This is a genomic window from Actimicrobium sp. CCI2.3, from assembly GCF_035019065.1.
Classification (GTDB): Bacteria; Pseudomonadota; Gammaproteobacteria; order Burkholderiales; family Burkholderiaceae_D; genus Actimicrobium.
In genome coordinates this window covers 66,295-86,390 of sequence record NZ_JASJWR010000009.1, presented here as the reverse complement: position 1 = coordinate 86,390, position 20,096 = coordinate 66,295, and the positions used below count along the sequence as shown (strand labels likewise).

Sequence of the window (20,096 nt, the reverse complement as noted above, 5' to 3'; positions counted from 1 at the left end):
TCAGAATAATTCCAGTTCGCCGGTTACTTCTTCCGCAGCACCTGGCTCGTAGACAAAATCGATAGGCGCGTAGGCGCACCAGCAGAGCACGGCGCCAATGCGCAAGGAAGAATTGACCGTAATGACATAGCGGGTCAGCGAAGCCGGTCCCAGTGCATCCAGATAAGCCGCACAGTGACCGTGCAGCGTGTTCGGGGTCGACATGCCCAGATCGGGAAAATGGTTCAGCAATTCCGTGTTGATTGCGCCGCAACAGAGATTGACGAGCTCGTAGAACTGCTCGTTACCATGCGGTCCCGCCACGTCCTCCGGGGCAGTGTCGGATTGCTCGATGTGCAGGATCACCAACAGACGAAACAGCAGCGAGGAAATCGTCAGCACCACGATGTCACGCTCCGGCACATTGCCAGCATGATGGCTGTCGAGTTGGGTGATCTCGAAGGACTCGCTGGCATCGCCGCCAAGACGGGATCGGGCTGCTTTCAGAAAAATCTGATGCAGGCTTTCGCGCGCGCGATCACTGATCATGGCGATGACGCCGCGAGCTGATTTTTCAGTGTGAGCGACAGCGCATCAATGCCGCTCAGCGATGCCATCAACATCTTGCCGCCGGCCTGAATATCCTGAAACGTTGCAGTGGTGGTCAGGTCGTTACGAAACAGGCACTTCGAATAATCCTTTGACAGCCCCTCGGTACGCAATGCCAGCGAACGCACTTCGCTGGCCACTACCGCAAAGCCGCGTCCGGCGTCACCGGCACGCGCCGCTTCGATCGATGCATTGAGCGAGACGATCACGATATGTCGGGCGATCGAGGACAGCTCGTCGTTTTGCGCATGCATTTCGCGGTTTTGCGTCACCAGCGAATTCATCTGGTGATGCCAGCGCTCGAAGGTGGCGCCCAGTGCTTTCAGTCGATTTGTTTCTTCAGAGATGTCCGTCGCGTCGCGCAGCCATTTCAGGCGGTCGCTCGCATCCGCTTTCAGGATGTCGTCGAACTCGACCATCCGCTGCGCCTCGTTGGCAGCCCTGTCGTGCAAGCCATCGTTGTCGGCTTTCAGTTGCTGCAACAACTCCTCGTGTTCACGCAGTTGTTGATCAGACTGCGATCGCAGTGTCACGAGCAATGCCGCCTGCGCATCCAGTTCAGCCGACAGCGACGCAATCATGCGTCGCGCGCGAACTGTTTGCGTGAAATACACGATCGCGGCACACAGAGCGGCGACCGTCAGCGCGGCAAGAAAATACAGCAAGGTCACTTCGATTCTCCACGGTTCATTACAGGACAGCTTTCAGTAATTCGGTATCCGCTTTCCGTGATGCTGCGTCGATGACCAGCGCGTTTTTTTTGATGTCTTCGGCTGGGTCGACTGGCCCGGACCACCCGCTTTTCACCGCAAAACTGTCGGGCAGAGAGACGGTCATGTTGAATCGGCGGTAGTCAGCACCTTCGAGATCATCGGTAAAGACGATATCGATGCGGCCCTGTTCGCGGCTGATAAAGTTCATCACCGCATCCATGCCAACTCCACGGCCCGACACTTCCGTGACGTGCGTGGAGGTCGAAAAGCCCGGCTCGAAAATCAGCCTGGCGATGGCTTCGTCGTCATGCTGTCCATTGGCGGTGATCAGTCCCTTTTGTTGCGCGATGCTGCGTATCCGGTCAAGCCCGAGACCACGGCCGTCGTCACTCAACGCAATGCGCAGCATGCCACTGTCGACGTCCATCACAAGACGGATCGTGCCATGTGCCGGTTTTCCTTCGAGCTGACGTACTTCTGCCGTCTCGATTCCGTGATCGACCGCGTTGCGCAACAAGTGCATGAAGACGTTTTTCAATACCGTTCCGGCCTGCGTGCGCAAGCGCCAGCCCTGGTCGTCCACGATGACGGACGGCGCTGGCTTGTCGAGTTCCTGCGCCAGCGATGGCAGCGAGTCGAGAACACCCGACAGCATTTCTGCCAGGCTCTCCGTGCCGAACAGACGCAGCGTCTGGCGCACTTCATCGTGTGCAGCCTGTAGCGCATGCAGATTGCCGGGATTGATGGTCTCCAGCAGATGCAACGCATGCCGGATGTGGTCCTTTTCGACCAGCAAATAGCGTTCTACACTGCCGCGCCGGCCTGGTCCCGTACGACCAAGCGTTGCCTCATTGATGTCGGCATACAGGCCGACCGCCGCGCGCACTTCTGCCAACTGGCTCAGCAGGGCCGACTGGTCCCATGCGATATCAGGACGCGGTTGACGCAGTGCTTCGTAGGTCTGCTCCGCTTCGTGCACGACATTGGTCAGATGGCGCAAGCCATAGGTGCGCGCATTGCCCTTGATCGTGTGCATGTTCCGGAACAGTTCGTTCATCGCCTCCGGTAATGCTGCTGAATTCTGCCGAATGATGACTTCGTTCTCGCTGACAAACTTGACGCTACCGACGATAAACTCGTGGAATTTTTCCTGTGTGACGGCGAGGATCTCGCCAATGATTTCCAGCTTGCGCTTCTGCTCACCCGCTTCGGCAGCAAGGTGGCGCAATTCGGTCACGTCGCGCACGCACAGCATCAGACTGACCACCAGGTCCGACTCATCGACAATCGGCGACCAGTTCAGATCGAGTATTTTTTCTCGCCCGTCCGGCATGGTCTTGCGAATTTCGCCAGCCAGAAGATGGGAATTGAAGTTGAAGTTCATCGCATCCTCGCCGACACACGCCCGGATCGTGGCATCAATTTGCGACAAGGCGTCCGAACCCAGATCGGTCTGGGCAAACACCAGGGACATCAACTCTTTGCCGGCAATCTCGGTAGTTTCAAAGATCGTCTCGAGGTACGCCGAATATTCCGAATGGATGCGAAACCCTTCACCCACGGTCAGAATCCCCTGCGGCATGTTTTGCAACATCGCGTTCATATCGGCAGTGCGTTGTGCCAGCAGCGACGAATTGACCTCGATTTTTTCAATCATTCCATTGAAGGCCACAATCGACTGGCCGATCTCGTCGTTGGAGTCGACCGGAACGCGTTGCGTGAAATCCTGGTTGGTCGCAATTTCACTCATCATTGCCTGCATCCGGCTAATCGGACCCGTAATGCGGCGATACAGCAGAACGCCAATGGCCGTCAACAGGATGATGGTCACGATGGTCACTGAGGCGATGGTGATCGTGGTCGTTTTCAGGTTGCTGCTCAAGACCGCGATGGCACCTTCCTTGGTGCGGTTTTTTTCGACGCGCAAGGTGTCAACGATTTGCTGCAACTCGCTTTGATACGGTTCGACATTGCCAAACAGGTTCGCCTGCGCCAGTTCATTATTCCCGGCACGCTTGAATTTGACCGTGTCATTGATCGATGCAAAGTAGCTGTCCAGACTATCGGAAGCCTGCTCCACCAGCGCCAGTTGCGTCTTGTCAGACGTACTCTGCCCCTGCAGCTTGATCGACTCCCGCAGCAATATCTGTTTTGCGGCCAGACTTTCCGCGGCTTGCTGTGCGATCGCGTCGTCTGGCGCATTCGTGATGACGAGCGTGGCGATCTGCACGTCTTTCAGCCTCGCCACCAGATCGGCCGAGGCCAGGACACTCGGGAACACGCCTTCCGTTACCCCGTTGACCTGCTCGGTACTACGGATCGACTGGACAATGGCGTAACCGCCAATCAAGGAAATCGCAATGAACATCAAGGCGATGAGCAAGGTGATGCGGAGTCGTATTGTCATTGGGAAGTGGCCTGAAATATTTTGGGCATGCAGAGAAGTTACACGCCAATTATTCCTACTTGGTAGTAGGCGGGCGTACTGTATCCGCAAAATATGTCAACCTGATGAAGTGGTGTTTTTTATACGCAACTATTTAATCGCCTGTCAGCGCACGACAAGCGATCGCTGGTGCGCGACACTTGCATGCCATCGTGACGGCACCCTGCGAGAAAGTCAGGTCCAGACCGGCGAGCCTCTTCGCCATCAATCACCCGCTCCAACCAGCATCTTCAAACTGTGACAAGATGCGCGTACGCAATTTAATTGCACACAACTGACCCACAAGAATTTCACCGGAGAATTCCTTGATACCCACCTTCCTGCGTTTGCCAACAATCAGACCACCACTCCTTGCCCTGCTTGCCGGCAGCTTTGCCTTTGCCTCACCCGCCCAGGCTGCCGATGAAAAAAACGTGCACGAGAAAATCGTCGATACGATGACCGTGCTGGCCAAGGGTCCGTATGCGGGCTATCGCGCCAATCACGCCAAGGGAATTGTCCTGACCGGCACCTTCACACCCAGTGCCGACGCGCCGTCGCTGAGCAAGGCAGTCCATTTTGCGCAGGCCGTGCCGGTCACCGTGCGCTTCTCGAATCCGACGGGTATCCCGACCTTGCCGGATGCGTCACCGAATGCCAGCCCGCACGGCATCGCGATCCGTTTCCAGTTGCCTGAGGGCGGATTGACCGACATCGTCAGCATCTCGCACAACGGCTTTCCGGTCGCCACGCCAGAAGATTTCCTGAGCTTCCTGAATTCGGTTGCCGCGACCAAGCCGGATTCGCCAAAGCCGACTCCGGTCGAGCAATTCCTCGCCACGCATCCGGCCGCCATGAAATTCGTCAAGACACCGAAACCGGCTCCCGTGAGCTTTGCCACGCTGGCGTTTTATGGCGTCAATGCATTCCAGTTCACCAATGCCAAAGGCGAGTCGCAGTACGCCCGCTATCAGATCATTCCGCTGGCCGGCATGCAGGCACTGACCGATGCCGATGCCGTCAAGGCCGCACCGAATTACCTGATGGACGAACTGCCACAGCGCATTGCCACCGGCCCGGTGCAGTTCCGCATCAGCGCCCAGCTCGCCGGCAAGGATGATCCGATCAACGATGGCACCAAGGTCTGGTCGGACAGCAATCCCCAAATCGAACTGGGTATCCTGAGCCTGGACAAGATGTCGCCGGACAGCGCCGCTGCCGAAAAAACGCTGGCATTCAATCCGTTGCTGCTGACCGATGGCATTGTGCCGTCGGCCGATCCGGTACTGCTATCGCGTCCGATTGCCTACAGCGTGAGCGTGGTGCGCCGCCTGAGCGGGAAGTAATCGTCCGCAGTCAAGCCAGCACCCGATAACCAACGCCGGTTTCGGTCATCAAGAACTGCGGCCGAGCCGGATCGTCTTCCAGCTTTTGCCGCAAGTGTCCCATGTAGATCCGCAGGTAATGCGGCCGTTCGACATGGGACGGTCCCCACACCGCCTTGAGAATTTGCTGGTGCGTCAGCACCTTGCCGGCATGGGCCAGCAGATGCGCGAGCAAACGGTATTCGATCGGTGTCAGGTGGATCGGCACACCGGCCTTGCTGATACTGCGCAAGCCCAGGTCCACCACCACATTCCCGAAACACACAACCGGTTCGGCTTCGGCCCCGCGTGTGCCGCGTCGCAAGGCGACCCGTACCCGTGCCAGTAATTCGCCAACACCAAACGGCTTGGTCAGGTAATCGTCGGCACCGGCGTCTAGCGCAGCGATTTTTTGCAGCTCGTCGGTGCGCGCCGACAGCACGATCACCGGGATGACCGACCAGCTGCGCAGTTCACGGATGAGCGTCGTGCCGTCGCCGTCGGGTAAACCGAGGTCGAGGATGACCAGGTCCGGCTTGCGGCTGGCGATCTCGATCAGGCCGCGCTGCAGCGTGTCAGCCTCGAACACGACATGCTCTTCAGCTTCCAGTGCAATGCGTACGAAGCGACGGATTTGCGGATCGTCCTCGACCACGACGACATGACGTTGTGCTGGGTTCATGGCTGACTTTCAGGTTCGACAGAGGGCGGCACACCCGCCGGCAACGTGATGATGAAGCTGGCACCGCCGTCGGCATTGGAAGTGCCGTCAATGCTGCCGCCGTGCGCTTCGATAATGGCGCGGCAAATCGCCAGACCGAGACCAACGCCAGGGATCGCCGACTCATTGACACCGCGTGCAAATTTATCAAACAAGGTCCCGACCTGCCCGGCTGGCAATCCCGGTCCGTCATCGGCAACCGTCAGGCAAACTTTTTTACCTGACGGTATTGCAGATATCCGAATGGTAGAACCCGGTGGCGTGTACTTGAGCGCATTTTCGATCAGATTGCACAGGACCCGCTCGATGAGTACCGCATCGAACTGCACCAGCGGCAAGTCCGCCGGCATGTCAGTGACGATGTGGTGCTGCGCCAGCGAATGACCGCAGGCCGCCAGTGCGGTACCGACCACTTCTTCCAGCCCTTGCCATTCCAGTCGCAGCTGCACGGCCCCGGCTTCCAGTCGCGCCATGTCGAGCAGATTGACCACCAGCGTGCTCATGCGCAGACTCTCGCGATGCAGCGCCGTCGCCAGTACGGCAGGCTCCGGTGCCAGCGGCGGCTCGGCCCGCACCAGCGCTTCGGCCAATCCGACCAGCGCTGTTAGCGGCGTGCGCAAATCATGCGACAACGCCGACAGCAGCGAATTGCGCAAGCGTTCGGATTCCATTTGTACCAGCGCGCTGCGGGCGACATCGGCGTAATGCACGCGCTCCAGCGCAATCGCGATCAGCGAGGCGAAGGTGTCGAGCTGGCGGCGCTGTTCCGGCACCATCAGCCAGCGCGGCACTTTCGGCAGGATGGCCAGCACGCCACGACAGCGCATCGGTGCTTTCAGCGGCAGGTACAGGCGTGCACTCGACGGCAGCGTATCGGTTCCTGCGCCAGCCGGCTGAGCATGGTCGTAAGCCCATTGCGCGATCGCCACGTCGAGTACCGCCAGCCGCTGCGCTTCCGGTTCGGCCGACAGGAGCAGGCGCTCGTGCTGATCCGGCAGGAGCAAAGTGGTCGCGGCATTGAAGCCGGCAGTCAGGCTCCGGTTGGACAACGCAATGACCTGATCGGTAGTGAGCGCACCGGACAGGTCGCGCGCCATTTCGTAGAGCGCACGGGCGCGACTTTCGCGCTGCTCGGTGACGCGCAACTGGTAACGCAGGCGCGCCGTCAGCTGGCCGGTAATCAGGCCGACGGCCAGCATCACGGCAAAAGTCAGCAGGTATTGGGCATCCGAGACTGCAAACGAAAAGCGCGGCTGGACAAAGAAAAAATCGAACACCAGCACGTTGACCACCGCCGCCAGCGCCGCCGGACCGCGACCGCAATATAGCGCCACGCCCATCACCGACAACAGGAACACCATGACGATATTGGCCAGCTCAAAATACGGAAACAGCAACGCCGCCAGTCCGGTCGTGGCAACGCTGGCCAGTAGTGCCCAGACATACGGCCACGGCCGCACCGGATCGTCGGCCAGCGCCCGCCCATCCGCTGCCCATGCCTTGCTGCCCAGCGGCGCATCGGAGCCATCGCGGGCGACCTGAATCACGTCCAGGTCGAACGCCTGCCGTGCCAGCCGCTGCGCGACCGAGGGTTGCCACCAGCGCTGCCCGCCGGCGCGCCCAATTACGACACGCGAAATATTGTGCGTGCGGGCATAGTCGAGCAGCGCGGCGGCCACGTCCTCGCCGGCAATCGTGGTGGCCTGAGCCCCGAGCTCCTGTGCCAGCGCCAGCACTTTCAGGATGCGCTGCCGTTCGCTCTCGCGCAGGCGCTGCAACTGGTGCGTTTCGACGTAGACCGCATGCCAGTCGGCATTGAGGCGTTCGGCCAGACGGGCTGCGGCACGGACAATTTTTTCGGCACCGGGACGCGGACCGATGCACACCAGCAGCGTGTCGCGGGTTTCCCAGACGCGCTGGATCGACTGCGCATCGCGGTAGGCACGCACGTCGGCATCGACGCGGTCGGCGGTACGGCGCAAGGCCAGTTCGCGCAGCGCGATCAGGTTGCCTTTGCGGAAAAAACTCTGCGCGGCGCGCTCGGCCTGCGCCGGCAAATACACCTTGCCCTGCTTGAGCCGACGCAGCAATTCGTCGGGCGGCAAATCGACCAGCACCACTTCATCGGCCTGATCGAACACGGTGTCGGGTACGGTCTCGGCGACCCGCACGCCGGTGATGCCGCCGACCACATCATTGAGACTTTCCAGATGCTGGACATTGACCGTCGTATAAACATCGATACCGGCGGCAAGCAATTCGTCGATGTCCTGCCAGCGCCGTGGATGGCGCGAACCCGGCGCGTTGGCGTGCGCCAGTTCATCGACCAGGATTAGCGCAGGATGGCGTGCCAGTGCCGCATCGAGGTCGAATTCCAGCAGGTTGCGTTCGCGGTAGGACAGCGTTTTCAGAGGCAACTGCGGCAAGCCGTCGAGCAAGGCCAGCGTCTCGCGCCGGCCGTGCGTTTCGACCAGCCCGACCAGCACATCGATACCATTGCGCTGCGCTTCCTGTGCCGCCAGCAGCATCGCGTAAGTCTTGCCAACACCGGCCGAGGCACCGAAAAAAATCTTCAGCTTGCCGCGCCGGGCGACGTGTTCGTCCTGCTGAAGTTGGCGCAGTAATGCATCGGGATCGGGGCGGTCGAGAGTCATGCCGGCATCTTACCGTGCCGCGTCGAGCGCCATATTGAGCGCCAGCACATTGACGCGCGGTTCACCCAGAAAGCCGCCGACCCGACCGGCACTGTGCCGCTCGATCAGCGCTTGCACGGTGGCGTCCGACAGCTTGCGCTCACGCGCAATACGCGGCAACTGGTAGACCGCTGCGGCCAGGCTGATCTCGGGATCAAGCCCGCTGGCCGATGCCGTCACGAGGTCGACCGGAACCGCTTGCGTATTACCGGGATCGGCTGCCTGCAGGGCGGCGATGCGCGCCTTCACGGCATCAAGCAGCGCCGGATTATTCGGCCCCTGATTCGACCCACCGGACGCCAGGCCGTTATTGGCAAACGGGGCGGTGGCCGATGGCCGGCCCCAGAAATAGTTTGGCGACGTGAAAGCCTGGCCGATCAGCGACGAGCCCACCGGTTCGCCGTCACGCAGCACGATGCTGCCGGCGACCTGCGCAGGAAAAACGGCGCGGCCCAGGCCGGTGACAGCCGCCGGATACAGCACGCAGCACAGCACGGTGAGCAACGCAAACAGAACCAGCGCGGGGCGAAGAATGGCTTTCATGATGACTCCTAAATAATCGACAAAGCGGACAGCACGAGATCAATCAGCTTGATCCCGGCGAACGGCACGATGATGCCGCCCAGTCCGTAAATGAGCAGGTTGCGACGCAGCAGCAGGGCCGCACCGACCGCGCGGTATTTGACACCCTTGAGCGCCAGCGGAATGAGCACGACGATGATCAGCGCATTGAAAATCACCGCCGACAGAATGGCCGAGGACGGACTGCTCAGGTGCATCACATCGAGTGCCTTGAGTTGCGGATACGTGCCCACGAACGCGGCCGGGATGATCGCAAAATACTTGGCGATATCGTTTGAAATCGAGAACGTCGACAGCGCGCCGCGCGTCATCAGCATCTGTTTGCCGATCTCGACGATCTCCAGCAACTTGGTCGGATTGGAATCGAGATCGACCATGTTGCCGGCCTCTTTCGCGGCCTGCGTACCGGAGTTCATCGCCACCGCAACATCGGCTTGCGCCAGTGCCGGCGCATCATTGGTGCCGTCGCCGGTCATCGCTACCAGCCGGCCTTCGTTCTGGTAATCGCGGATCAGCTTGAGCTTGTCTTCGGGCGTGGCTTCCGCCAGGAAATCATCGACACCGGCTTCGGCCGCAATCGCCGCCGCAGTCAACTGGTTATCGCCGGTGATCATCACGGTCTTGATACCCATGCGGCGCAGTTCGGCGAAGCGTTCCTTGATGCCACCTTTCACAATATCCTTCAGCTCAACCACACCCATTACGCGTCCGCCATCGACGACCACCAGCGGCGTACTGCCGCGCCGCGAGACCGTGTCGACGTCGCGTGCGACCTCGGCCGGAAAGACCTTGCCGAGCGACGCGACATATTTTTTCATGGCGTCGACCGCGCCCTTGCGCAGCGCGCGTGGTCCGATGTCGATGCCGCTCATGCGGGTTTGTGCGGTGAACGGCACGGCGCTGCCAGCTAGTGCGGCGAGGTCGCGTTCGGCAAAACCGAAGTGCTGGCGCGCCAGCGTGACGATGCTGCGGCCTTCGGGAGTTTCATCGGCCAGCGACGCCAGTTGTGCGGCATCGGCCAGCTGTTCTTCGCTCACGCCCGGCGCAGCAAAAAATGCCGAGGCCTGGCGATTGCCGAGCGTAATCGTGCCGGTCTTGTCGAGTAACAGCACGTCGACATCGCCCGCCGCTTCGACCGCACGGCCGGACGTGGCGATCACGTTGGCCTGCATCATGCGGCTCATGCCGGCCACGCCGATGGCCGACAGCAAACCGCCGATCGTGGTCGGGATCAGACAGACCAGCAAGGCGATCAGGACCGTGATCGTTACCGGCGTGCCGGCATTGGCGGCACCGACACTGAACAGCGAGAACGGCAACAGTGTCACCGTCACCATCAGGAACACGATGGTCAGCGCCACCAGCAAAATGGTCAGCGCGATTTCGTTCGGTGTCTTCTGGCGCTTGGCACCTTCGACCATCGCAATCATGCGGTCGATGAACGCTTCGCCGGGGTTCACCGCGACGCGCACCACCAGCCAGTCGGACAGCACGCGGGTGCCGCCGGTGACGGCAGAAAAATCACCGCCCGATTCGCGGATCACCGGAGCCGATTCGCCGGTGATGGCGCTCTCGTCAACCGAGGCCACGCCTTCGACGGCTTCGCCGTCAACCGGCACGATATCGCCGGCTTCGACCAGTACGATGTCACCCTTGCGCAGGATGCTGGCGTTGACTTCGCTCCAGCTGCTGCCGTATTTGGCCGCAGTCATTTTCTTGGCCGGCACGGTTTGCTTGAGTGCGCGCAGCGAGGCAGCTTGCGCCTTGCTGCGGCCTTCGGCGAGTGCTTCGGCAAAGTTCGCGAACAGTACCGTGAACCACAACCACAAGGCGATGGCGCCGATGAATCCGGCCGGTGCTTCGCCGGTGCCGATGAGTGCCTGCACCCACAACAGCGTGGTGATGGCGCTACCGACAAAGACCACGAACATGACCGGGCTGCGCCACTGCACGCGCGGGTCGAGCTTCATGAAGGCGTCCAGTACGGCGGGGCCGAACAGGGCGCGATCGAACAGGGTCAGGCTGGTGCGTGACATGATTTTTCCTTGAAAATGGAATGAGGGTGTGCGGGCTGCGTGCCCCGGAAAATTTCAACGAAACTGGACATGTTCGACCACCGGTCCGAGCGCCAGCGCCGGGACATAGTTGAGTACGCCGATCAGCACCACGACGCCGACCAGCAGCGCCACGAACAACGGACCGTGCGTGGGCATCGTGCCGCTGGTGACATCGAGCCGCTTCTTGGCTGCCAGCGATCCGGCGATGGCCAGAATCGGCACGATCATCCCGAAGCGTCCGCCCCACATCGCGACGGCCAGCATGAAGTTGTAGAACGGCGTGTTGGCCGACAAACCGGCGAAGGCACTACCGTTGTTATTGGCCGCCGATGTGAAGGCGTACAGGATTTCGGAAAAACCATGTGCGCCGGGGTTGGCGATGCCGGCCCGGCCGGGTTCCAACATCACTGCAATCGCGGTGCCGCCGAGTACCAGCAATGGCGTCACGAGGATGGTCAGCGCAGTCATTTTCATTTCGTAGGCCTGGATTTTCTTGCCGAGATATTCGGGCGTGCGGCCTATCATCAGACCGGCAATGAAGACCGCCATGATGGCGAACACAAGCATCCCGTACAGACCGGTGCCGACGCCGCCAAACACGACTTCGCCAAGCTGCATGAAGGCCAGCGGCACCAGTCCGCCGAGTGCGGTGAACGAGTCATGCATCGCGTTGACGGCACCGCATGAGGCGGCGGTGGTGATGGCTGCAAACAGCGCCGAGGCACTGATGCCGAAGCGGGTTTCCTTGCCTTCCATGTTGCCGCCGGATTGGAGCGCGCCGAGGCTCTGGTCGATGTGCAGCGCTTGCAAACCCGGATGGATTTGCTGCTCGGCGTAGAGCACGACGCAGGTCAGCGCGACGAAGATCACCGTCATCGCGGCCAGCACGGCCCAGCCCTGGCGCATGTCGCCGACCAGTCGGCCGAACGCAAAGCAGAATGCGGCCGGGATCAGGAACATCGCCAACATTTGCAGCAGGTTGGAGACTGGTGTCGGGTTTTCATACGGATGGGCGGAGTTGGCATTGAAGAAGCCGCCGCCATTGGTGCCGATCATCTTGATCGCTTCCTGCGAGGCGACCGGACCCATCGGCAAGGTCTGGCTATGCGCCACCAGGGTCTGCGTCAGCGCGACGCCCTGTGTGTCCTTGATCGGTTGCCCATCAGTGCCGACCTGCGCCTCGGAGTAAGTCAGCGGATCGAGCAGCGTGACCGTTTTGTTCGCCGAAAAATCCTGGATCACGCCCTGTCCCATCAGTGCTACCGCCAGCAGCAACGACAACGGCAATAGCACGTACAGTACCGAGCGCGTGAGATCGACCCAGAAGTTACCGATCGATTGCGCCGAGCGTTGCGTGAAGCCGCGAATCAAGGCAAAGGCCACCGCCATGCCGGTCGCGGCAGAGAAAAAATTCTGCCCGGTCAGCGCGATCATCTGGGCGAAATTGCTCATTGTTGATTCACCGGCATAGCCTTGCCAGTTGGTGTTGGTGACGAAGCTCACGGCGGTGTTGAAGGCCGAATCGGGCGTCACATTGGCGAGTGCTTGCGGATTCAGTGGCAGCATGCTTTGCAAGCGCTGTACCGCATAGACGAACAGCGTGCCAAGAGCATTGAACGCCAGCAGCGCCAGTGCATACGTTTTCCATCCCATGCCGGTCGCAGGACCGGTCCCGGCAAAGCGGTAGACGAGGGATTCAAGGCGCGCCAACCAGAGCCGCGTGCCATCGCCAACCCGTGCCAGATACAACCCGAGCGGATACGACAGCACCAGCAATGTCAGCAGAAACACCAGCAGCAAGGTGAGGGATTGCGTGGACATTTACAGATCCTCCGCGTTGAGCAATGCGTAGACCAGCATCGCCAGCAGGACTGCGGCGGCGATCGCGCCGATCCAGTAAAACGGGTTCACGAGCGTGCTCCGAGCCGGGCGCAACCGGCAGCAGCCGCCGCGGTGACCAGCCACAATGCCAAGATGGCGGCGAGACAGACGATGTCCATACGATGTTCCTTGAGTAAATTCGACAAGAAACAGCGTAGGCGTGACAGCCTAAAAACGTTGTAAAGAGTGCCGCGAGCCGTGTAAAAATTGCATAAAAACCGCAAGCAAACGCAGCGCAGCGGACGGCTCCTCGCGGAGGGTGCAATAACCGAAGGGCATTGCACCGAATGAACCGGCTACGGTAGCTGATTCTGTCTGCGCTTCGTCATCATTCAGGTCAGAAAGGCATTGAGTGGCTAGGCGTTATCAACGCTTCACTGGGATTGGCAAAGAGCCGGCAAAGAGCCGGCAAAAAACCGGCAGAGAGCCGAAGTGCACCAATTCCACAGGCGGCTAAAAAAGTGTGATCGCTTTTAAGCTTTGCCTAGCCAATAAGACTGCGCCTTCGCAAACACCTGTGCTCCTACTTTACGGCCGATCTCACGACCGGCGAGATCTCCATTGCTGAAATGAATTCCGCCGTATAACCGCGACATGCCGGCTTCTTCCGCTGCGGCCGTGAACGTTGCCCATTCCAGCTTGACATCTTGTGCCGGCGTTGTCGGATCCAGCTTCAAAGTGCGAGCTGCCTGGGTGTACGAACTACCGAACACATCGCTGCCGGTGAATTGCTTCAGTACTTCTGCCCCCGCAGAGCTAAATGCGCTATGGCCTGAAGTATGTTCCGCGAACGGCGGGGTCGGGAATGTCGTCGGTTGGTAGGGACGCCAGGCTTCACCATTAATAGTAACCAGACCACCGGGAACACCATTGACACCGTAGCCTTTGATGGTTTGTCCGCTAAAAAAAAAACGAATTGCGGTGATGGGGCGCACATAATCGTAATAACGTTTTGCTTCCCAACTCGCGATGCCGGCATCAAGCATGGCGTTTGTGATCGCAAAAAACAGCTTTACGTCCTTGTCGTTATCGTGATTGTCGCGGCCTGAAACAAATTGAGCAAACAGGCAAAAGTGCCCCGGTGGCAGCTCGGAAGCGGGACCATCTGCCCAATATTCCGCAATCACCTTTTGCTTATCCGTTAGATTCAGCAACAGATTCATCAAATCTTCCGCCTGTGTTTTGAACACAGGACTGTCAAAAGCTGCCGGTGCTGGTGGACGGAACTGAAAAGCACTGGTCAGGGAAAACGGTGTCACGTTTCTCCAATGAGGCGCGATAAAAGATGGCGTTTTCGTGACGCCCGCAGCATCGATATACGTTAGCGGCTGCCAATGTGCAGGTGCAGGTATATCGCTTAACGGCGTAGGGCCACTAAAAACGGTTGCGGGATTGGAGGGGCGATAGTCGGTGTAGTCGGCAAATGCCACGCCTGATGCCGTCATATTTCCAAGCTGATTGGAGCCATCGGCATGACGCGCCGTCAAAATAATTTTTGCCACGATATTGCCAACACCTTCAGGCGTTGTGGCGTCAGAGTTATTCGATAAGGCGAACCCGTAAGTCGCCATGAGCGCGTCAAAACGCGGACGCTCGGTCGGGTATTGATCGAGTAACACATTGTAGGCAGCGTAACTCATCGCTTTTGCCTTGTTGGTAGCGGTACGATCCACCTCCGGACGGCGCAAAGTACCTCCGGTCACCGTCGCCAACGCGGTCGCATCATACGCTGCCCAAGCGTCATACATTGCAGTGTGCAAGATAGCCAAAGTGCGTGACAACATCGGTGGACCAGGCTTTACCACGCGAATGGCAGCAAGCAAGGCATCATTCCAGCCCACGACAACTTTAGGTGTTGCATCTGCAGGCGCTATTGTTTCGTTATTACCACCGCCACAGGCAGCCAGAAACGCTGCCGAAGCAGATGAAATCAGGAAACTTCTACGTTTCATAAATTCTCCGGGCTAATCAGAAAAGATGATTTCAAGAAACGAATTCTTGTTGGGTAGGCTTGCCGCAATAAAGGTAAATCATACTTATTCATTGTTTCGCGAAATAATATAATGCTTACCTGAAATTTTGAACTTTATTTAGTTAAATAATTCATAAATTAAATTATTGTTTTTTTTACTTCATTTTTTATCAAAATTACATCTGGAAGCGGGTCGCGCGGCTCGACTGATGCGCGCGTTGACCTGTCCATGAGTTGTCGTGCTTTCGCCCTGCCGGATGACCAGACACGTCGACTGATCGTGCAACTCGCGCCAGTGCAGGGAGCGCGTTCAGTGGGCGCACGTGGCTATCGCTCATTTGTTTGGGTGGGTATTCGGATCGGTCGCGATAGGGACGTCAGTTACCTGACGCCATCTGCAGCGATGTGTAATTGCAGAATTACGGCATATGGCTTCCGCCAAGGATCTTGGTGAAACATCCTTCGGACGGGAGCGGGTGAACTACCTGGCATGGCGGCAAGTGTTGATTGATCAACCGGCTGAACCGTGACCATGGCAATCTGTGCCGCTGACTTCTTTGCAACAGCGTGTGTCGCCAGGCGGACTTATTACCGTACGCGGAGTGCCTATTGGTTCGGCATCCGACGACCGTGGCAGGCAGGGGTATTGACTGCCTCAACCAGTACATTTGGTGCAATGCCCTGCGGTTATTGCACCCTACGGCTGAGGAGTAGTTACTGCGATTAAAGTTAAAACCGGCAGGTGCAATAACCGAAGGGCATTGCACCCCACCTGCTTACCGCTGCACGATGAACGGCTTGGCGCCGCCCGCATCCTGGATTTTTTGTGCGGCGGTGGCGGCATCCGCGCGACTCGAAAACGGTCCGCTGTAGAGCCGGTACACCGCGCCGGTTTGCACGACTTCGGTCGATGACGACGTGTCCGGTGCAGTGCGCTGGATACGTACACGTGCCGCTTCGGCGTTCGGTGCTTGCGAATACGCGCCCAGCTGCAAATAGTAGCCGGCGCTGCTGACAGGAGCGCTTGCGCTTGACGCGGCCGGAGCCGGCAGCGCCAACGGTACGATCGTTTCCGATGGTCGCGGTGCCGGCATGTCGATGGTCAATGCGCTGCCCGAAGTCATCGCCGGCGGAATCACCGCACCTTCGTCGGAGGCGGGACCGGCGACGAAGGTCCTGACCGGCATCGACTTCACATCCAGCGCAGCGAGCACCTGCACCGGCGCACGCGCCGCAACCGGCTCGTCGAGCGATAACGCGCGCTCGCCCAGCCGGTCTTTTTCCATGCGGGCTATTTCATCCGGCATCAGTCGTTCGATCTCGATTTCGCTGCTGCCGTGACCCAGATAACCGAGCTTCAACGCTGCGGTATAGGACAGATCCATGATGCGACTCGAATGGAATGGACCACGATCATTGATGCGCACGATGATCTTCCTGCCATTGGACAAATTGGTGACGCGCACATAGGACGGCAATGGCAGAGTCGGATGCGCACCGGTCATCTTGTACATGTCGTAGAGTTCGCCCGACGAGGTTTTCTGACCGTGGAATTTTTTGCCGTACCAGCTGGCGATACCGCGTTGCTTGAACGGCGCATCGACCGGCATCGGTGTGTAGTTTTCACCAAACACGACATAGGGCCGGTTGTTGCGGGCGAAGTTAGCTTCGATTTTCGGCTCGGCATCCGGGATGGCCAGCAGGTTGTCCGGCGGATTATCGCCAGGACCGTCATCGAGGTAATAGCCACCGCGTCCGGAACCGGCGGCCGGCATCGCCGGTGCACGTTTGACCTTGGGCGCTGTTGCGTCACTATTTGCAGTGGGTGCTGCGGGTGCGGCCGGCGGTGCCAGCGGCACGCTGCCGCACGCTGCCAGCAACAACGCGGCGACGCCTGCCAGCAGGCGTCCCAGGATGGGAAATCGGAGTTGATCTTGCATGGAGTTTCCTTAACTTTGGACCAGCGTGCGATGCCGCTGGATGCTCATCAGGATGCCAGCGCCAAGACCGAGCGTGACCAGTGCGGTGCCGCCGTAACTCATGAAGGGCAGCGGTACACCGACCACGGGCAGGATACCACTGACCATTCCCATGTTGACGAACGCGTAGGTGAAGAAAATCATCGTGATGGCACCCGCCAGCAAGCGGGTGAAAACGGTCGGGGCATTCGCCGCGATGACCAGCCCGCGACCAATGAGCAGCAGGTAGAGAGTCAGCAGGACAAGATTGCCGACCAACCCGAACTCTTCGGAATAGACAGCAAAAATAAAATCGGTGGTGCGTTCCGGGATGAATTCCAGATGCGCTTGCGTGCCCTTGAGCCAGCCCTTGCCGAACAGCCCGCCAGAGCCAACCGCAATGGTCGACTGGATGATGTGGAAACCCTTGCCGAGCGGGTCCGAGGTCGGATCGATCAGCATCATCACGCGCTGTCGCTGGTAATCGTGCAGAAATGTCCAGAGTATCGGCAGGCTCGCGGCAACCGTGATGAACAGGCCGGCGATGACTTTCCATGACAACCCGGCCAGAAAGATCACGTAGAACCCGGCGGCCAGCACCAGCAGCGCGGTGCCAAGATCAGGCTGGCGCGCGATCAGCGCCACCGGGATCACCAGCAAGATGGCGGCCATCAGGAACTCGGTCCAGCGCAGCATGCCTTCGCGCTTCTGGAAAAACCAGGCCAGCATCAGCGGCATGGCGATCTTCATGATTTCGGACGGCTGGATCACGATGCCGAGGTTGATCCAGCGTCGTGCGCCTTTCTTGATCAGACCGAACATGGCCACCGCGATGAGCAGCGCAATCCCGAAACTGTAGATCGGCACGGCAAAACGCATCAGCGTTTGCGGCGGAATCGTGGCTGCGATCCACATCACGACGAAGGCGATCAGGATGTTGCGCAACTGGTCTTCGACCCGGCCGGGGAAATCGATGCCCGCCGAATACAGGGTGACTAACCCGACCGAGACGATCAGGAAAATAATCAGGGCAAGTGCACCGTCGAACACCGTCAGAAACGGTTTGATGCGCGGCCACAGCGGGCGTCTTTCGATCATTGGGCTTGTCCTCGATCCTTGTTGCCGTTATCACTGTCCTTGACGGCACCGGCTTGCGGACCACCACTGGATTTGGCAGCCGTCTTCAAGGTCACCACGGCCTCGGGTGACAGCGGCGCGGCTGGCTTGTCCTTGTCGACTGGACGTTTTCCGAGCAAATAATAATCGAGCGCCTTCTTGACGATCGGCGCTGCCGTTTCGGCACCGAAGCCGCCATTCTCGACGATGATCGCGATCGCAATGCGTGGCTTGTCGGCGGGTGCAAACGCGGTGTAGAGCGAGTGATCGTGATGCCGCTCGTCGAGCTTCGAGGCATCGTACTTTTCATTTTTCTTGATCGCGATGACCTGCGCCGTGCCGGTCTTGCCGGCCGAAATGTATTCGGCCTTGGCGAATGTCCGGTATCCGGTGCCGCCCTGCTCGGTGGTGACGCCGACCATGGCATCCTTGATGATGTTGATATTGGCCTGGTCGAGCGGAATCCGGTAGCTTTCCTTGGGCACGGTGACGGTGCGTTCGCGTGTCGTGCCGTTTTCGATGATCTTCACCAGATGCGGCTTCATGACGACGCCATTGTTGGCCAGCGTCGACACCGCATGCGCCAGTTGCAAAGGCGTGAACGCGTTGTAACCCTGACCGATACCCAGCGAAATCGTTTCGCCGGCATACCATCGCTGCTGCTCACGCTTGCGGTAAGCGCTGCGCTTCCAGGCCGTCGAAGGGAGCAAGCCGGTGCGCTCGTTCTCCAGATCGATCCCGGTCAGCTGGCCGAAACCGAACGGTTTCATGAAGTCATGCATCGCATCGACACCCAGATCATTGGCCAGCTGGTAGTAATAGGTGTCGCAGGAGGCGACGATGGAACGGCGCATGTCGACCATGCCGTGGCCGCCTTCCTTGTCATCCCGGAAGCGGTGGTTACCGAGCACGAAAAATCCGGGATCGGCAATCGTGTCGCCTGGCTTGCGCTTGCCCAGTTCGAGTGCGGCCAGCGCCATGAACGGCTTGTAGGTCGAGCCCGGCGGATAGGCTCCCGACAACGGCCGGTTGAACAGCGGGCGGTCCTGCGAGGTATTGAGCTGGTCCCAGCTTTGCTGGTCGATACCCTCGACAAACAGGTTCGGATCGAACGTCGGCATCGACACGTAAGCGAGGATGTCGCCCGTCGCCGGTTCGATGGCCACCAGCGCACCACGGTGATCACCGAAGGCTTCTTCGACCACCTTCTGCAATTCGATATCGATCGACAGGATCAGGTTATTGCCAGGGCTGGCCGGCGTGCGCGACAGCGTTCGCACCGCACGGCCGCCGGCCGACACTTCGACTTCTTCGTAGCCGGTAATGCCGTGCAATTGCTGTTCGTAACTTTTCTCCAGGCCTTCCTTGCCGATGTGGTCGGAACCGCTGTAATTGGCGCTGTCATCGCGCTCTTCAATCGCGGCAACGTCGCGCGAACTGATACGGCCAATGTAGCCGGTGACATGGGAAGCCGTCGCGCCAAGCGGGTACTGGCGAAACAGTCTGGCCTGGATTTCGACACCGGGAAAACGGTAGCGCTGTACCGTGAAGCGCGCCACTTCTTCATCGGTCAGACGGGTACGGATGGGCGAGCTTTCAAAGTTGCGGTTGTCTTCGAGCAGCTTGCGAAAACGCTTGCGGTCTTTGGTCGTGATCTCGACGAGTTCAGCTAACTGGTCAATGGTTTCATCGAGGTCGATCTTGAGTTTGGACGGCGTGATTTCAAGCGTGTAGGCAGAAAAATTACGCGCCAGCACCACGCCATTGCGGTCCAGGATCAAGCCCCGGTTCGGCACCACCGGCACTACCGAAATCCGGTTGTCTTCGGCCTGGGCCGCGTAGTGATCGTGCCGGTAAACCTGCAACCAGACAAAGCGGGCCGCCAGCAAACTGAAACAGAAAAACGCAAACAGTCCCGCGACCACGACCCGGATCCGGAAGAAATGCAGTTCGCGTTCGGTATTCTTGAATTCAGTCATGCCCGCTCAGGAGGTAGGAACGCGGTGAAATGGAAAAGGGAAATAGC

14 protein-coding genes are annotated in these 20,096 nt (G+C 59.3%); 1 reads left to right on the top strand and 13 read right to left on the bottom strand.

What is annotated here, in order from left to right; genetic code table 11:
- From QN370_RS07240 to QN370_RS07230, 3 genes are read right to left on the bottom strand one after another with little or no spacing between them, the layout of a single operon-like run.
- Window positions 1–528, bottom strand: coding sequence for a hypothetical protein (locus QN370_RS07240; RefSeq protein ID WP_322129049.1), 528 nt, complete (start codon window positions 526–528; stop codon window positions 1–3).
- On the bottom strand, window positions 525–1,259 hold the full coding sequence (locus QN370_RS07235) for a methyl-accepting chemotaxis protein (RefSeq protein WP_322129050.1): 735 nt from the start codon (window positions 1,257–1,259) through the stop codon (window positions 525–527). Before QN370_RS07235 ends, QN370_RS07240 begins: the two co-directional genes overlap by 4 nt.
- A gap of 19 nt (window positions 1,260–1,278) precedes the next feature.
- On the bottom strand, window positions 1,279–3,708 hold the full coding sequence (locus QN370_RS07230; protein ID WP_322129051.1) for a HAMP domain-containing protein: 2,430 nt from the start codon (window positions 3,706–3,708) through the stop codon (window positions 1,279–1,281).
- Between the two features lie 344 nt (window positions 3,709–4,052).
- Between QN370_RS07230 and QN370_RS07225 the strand changes: the two genes are divergently transcribed.
- Window positions 4,053–5,072: a catalase family peroxidase gene (locus QN370_RS07225; RefSeq protein WP_322129052.1), complete on the top strand. Its 1,020-nt coding sequence runs from the start codon at window positions 4,053–4,055 to the stop codon at window positions 5,070–5,072.
- Between the two features lie 10 nt (window positions 5,073–5,082).
- Here the strand turns inward: QN370_RS07225 and kdpE are convergent, their stop codons facing one another.
- From kdpE to mrdA, 10 genes are all read right to left on the bottom strand, one after another.
- Complete coding sequence (gene kdpE, locus QN370_RS07220) at window positions 5,083–5,772, bottom strand: two-component system response regulator KdpE (protein WP_322129053.1); 690 nt, start codon at window positions 5,770–5,772, stop codon at window positions 5,083–5,085.
- On the bottom strand, window positions 5,769–8,465 hold the full coding sequence (gene kdpD, locus QN370_RS07215) for a two-component system sensor histidine kinase KdpD (protein ID WP_322129054.1): 2,697 nt from the start codon (window positions 8,463–8,465) through the stop codon (window positions 5,769–5,771). The genes kdpE and kdpD overlap by 4 nt, the downstream gene beginning before the upstream one ends.
- Before the next feature lie 9 nt (window positions 8,466–8,474).
- Window positions 8,475–9,047, bottom strand: a complete 573-nt coding sequence (gene kdpC / locus QN370_RS07210) for a potassium-transporting ATPase subunit KdpC (RefSeq protein ID WP_322129055.1) — start codon at window positions 9,045–9,047, stop codon at window positions 8,475–8,477.
- A gap of 8 nt (window positions 9,048–9,055) precedes the next feature.
- Window positions 9,056–11,122 (bottom strand): potassium-transporting ATPase subunit KdpB, encoded by a 2,067-nt coding sequence (kdpB, locus tag QN370_RS07205; RefSeq protein ID WP_322129056.1) that lies wholly within the window; start codon window positions 11,120–11,122, stop codon window positions 9,056–9,058.
- Window positions 11,123–11,176: 54 nt separating this feature from the next.
- Complete coding sequence (kdpA, locus tag QN370_RS07200) at window positions 11,177–12,964, bottom strand: potassium-transporting ATPase subunit KdpA (protein ID WP_322129057.1); 1,788 nt, start codon at window positions 12,962–12,964, stop codon at window positions 11,177–11,179.
- Complete coding sequence (locus QN370_RS07195; protein ID WP_322129058.1) at window positions 12,965–13,054, bottom strand: potassium-transporting ATPase subunit F; 90 nt, start codon at window positions 13,052–13,054, stop codon at window positions 12,965–12,967.
- A gap of 443 nt (window positions 13,055–13,497) precedes the next feature.
- Window positions 13,498–14,976, bottom strand: a complete 1,479-nt coding sequence (locus QN370_RS07190; protein ID WP_323581698.1) for a vanadium-dependent haloperoxidase — start codon at window positions 14,974–14,976, stop codon at window positions 13,498–13,500.
- A gap of 796 nt (window positions 14,977–15,772) precedes the next feature.
- Window positions 15,773–16,936, bottom strand: a complete 1,164-nt coding sequence (locus tag QN370_RS07185) for a septal ring lytic transglycosylase RlpA family protein (RefSeq protein WP_322129059.1) — start codon at window positions 16,934–16,936, stop codon at window positions 15,773–15,775.
- A gap of 9 nt (window positions 16,937–16,945) precedes the next feature.
- On the bottom strand, window positions 16,946–18,052 hold the full coding sequence (rodA, locus tag QN370_RS07180) for a rod shape-determining protein RodA (protein ID WP_322129060.1): 1,107 nt from the start codon (window positions 18,050–18,052) through the stop codon (window positions 16,946–16,948).
- Window positions 18,049–20,049 carry a penicillin-binding protein 2 gene (gene mrdA, locus QN370_RS07175; protein ID WP_322129061.1) on the bottom strand — a complete coding sequence of 667 codons (2,001 nt, stop codon included), beginning with the start codon at window positions 20,047–20,049 and terminating at the stop codon, window positions 18,049–18,051. The genes rodA and mrdA overlap by 4 nt, the downstream gene beginning before the upstream one ends.
- Between the last annotated feature and the right edge of the window lie 47 nt (window positions 20,050–20,096).

Excerpts from the sequence above, each read along its gene's own strand:
- QN370_RS07240 (WP_322129049.1), bottom strand. The coding sequence starts at position 528 with ATGATCAGTGATCGCGCGCGCGAAAGCCTGCATCAGATTTTTCTGAAA.
- QN370_RS07230 (WP_322129051.1), bottom strand. The coding sequence starts at position 3,708 with ATGACAATACGACTCCGCATCACCTTGCTCATCGCCTTGATGTTCATT.
- kdpE (WP_322129053.1), bottom strand. The coding sequence starts at position 5,772 with ATGAACCCAGCACAACGTCATGTCGTCGTGGTCGAGGACGATCCGCAA.
- kdpD (WP_322129054.1), bottom strand. The coding sequence starts at position 8,465 with ATGACTCTCGACCGCCCCGATCCCGATGCATTACTGCGCCAACTTCAG.
- kdpC (WP_322129055.1), bottom strand. The coding sequence starts at position 9,047 with ATGAAAGCCATTCTTCGCCCCGCGCTGGTTCTGTTTGCGTTGCTCACC.
- kdpB (WP_322129056.1), bottom strand. The coding sequence starts at position 11,122 with ATGTCACGCACCAGCCTGACCCTGTTCGATCGCGCCCTGTTCGGCCCC.
- kdpA (WP_322129057.1), bottom strand. The coding sequence starts at position 12,964 with ATGTCCACGCAATCCCTCACCTTGCTGCTGGTGTTTCTGCTGACATTG.
- QN370_RS07190 (WP_323581698.1), bottom strand. The coding sequence starts at position 14,976 with ATGAAACGTAGAAGTTTCCTGATTTCATCTGCTTCGGCAGCGTTTCTG.
- QN370_RS07185 (WP_322129059.1), bottom strand. The coding sequence starts at position 16,936 with ATGCAAGATCAACTCCGATTTCCCATCCTGGGACGCCTGCTGGCAGGC.
- rodA (WP_322129060.1), bottom strand. The coding sequence starts at position 18,052 with ATGATCGAAAGACGCCCGCTGTGGCCGCGCATCAAACCGTTTCTGACG.
- mrdA (WP_322129061.1), bottom strand. The coding sequence starts at position 20,049 with ATGACTGAATTCAAGAATACCGAACGCGAACTGCATTTCTTCCGGATC.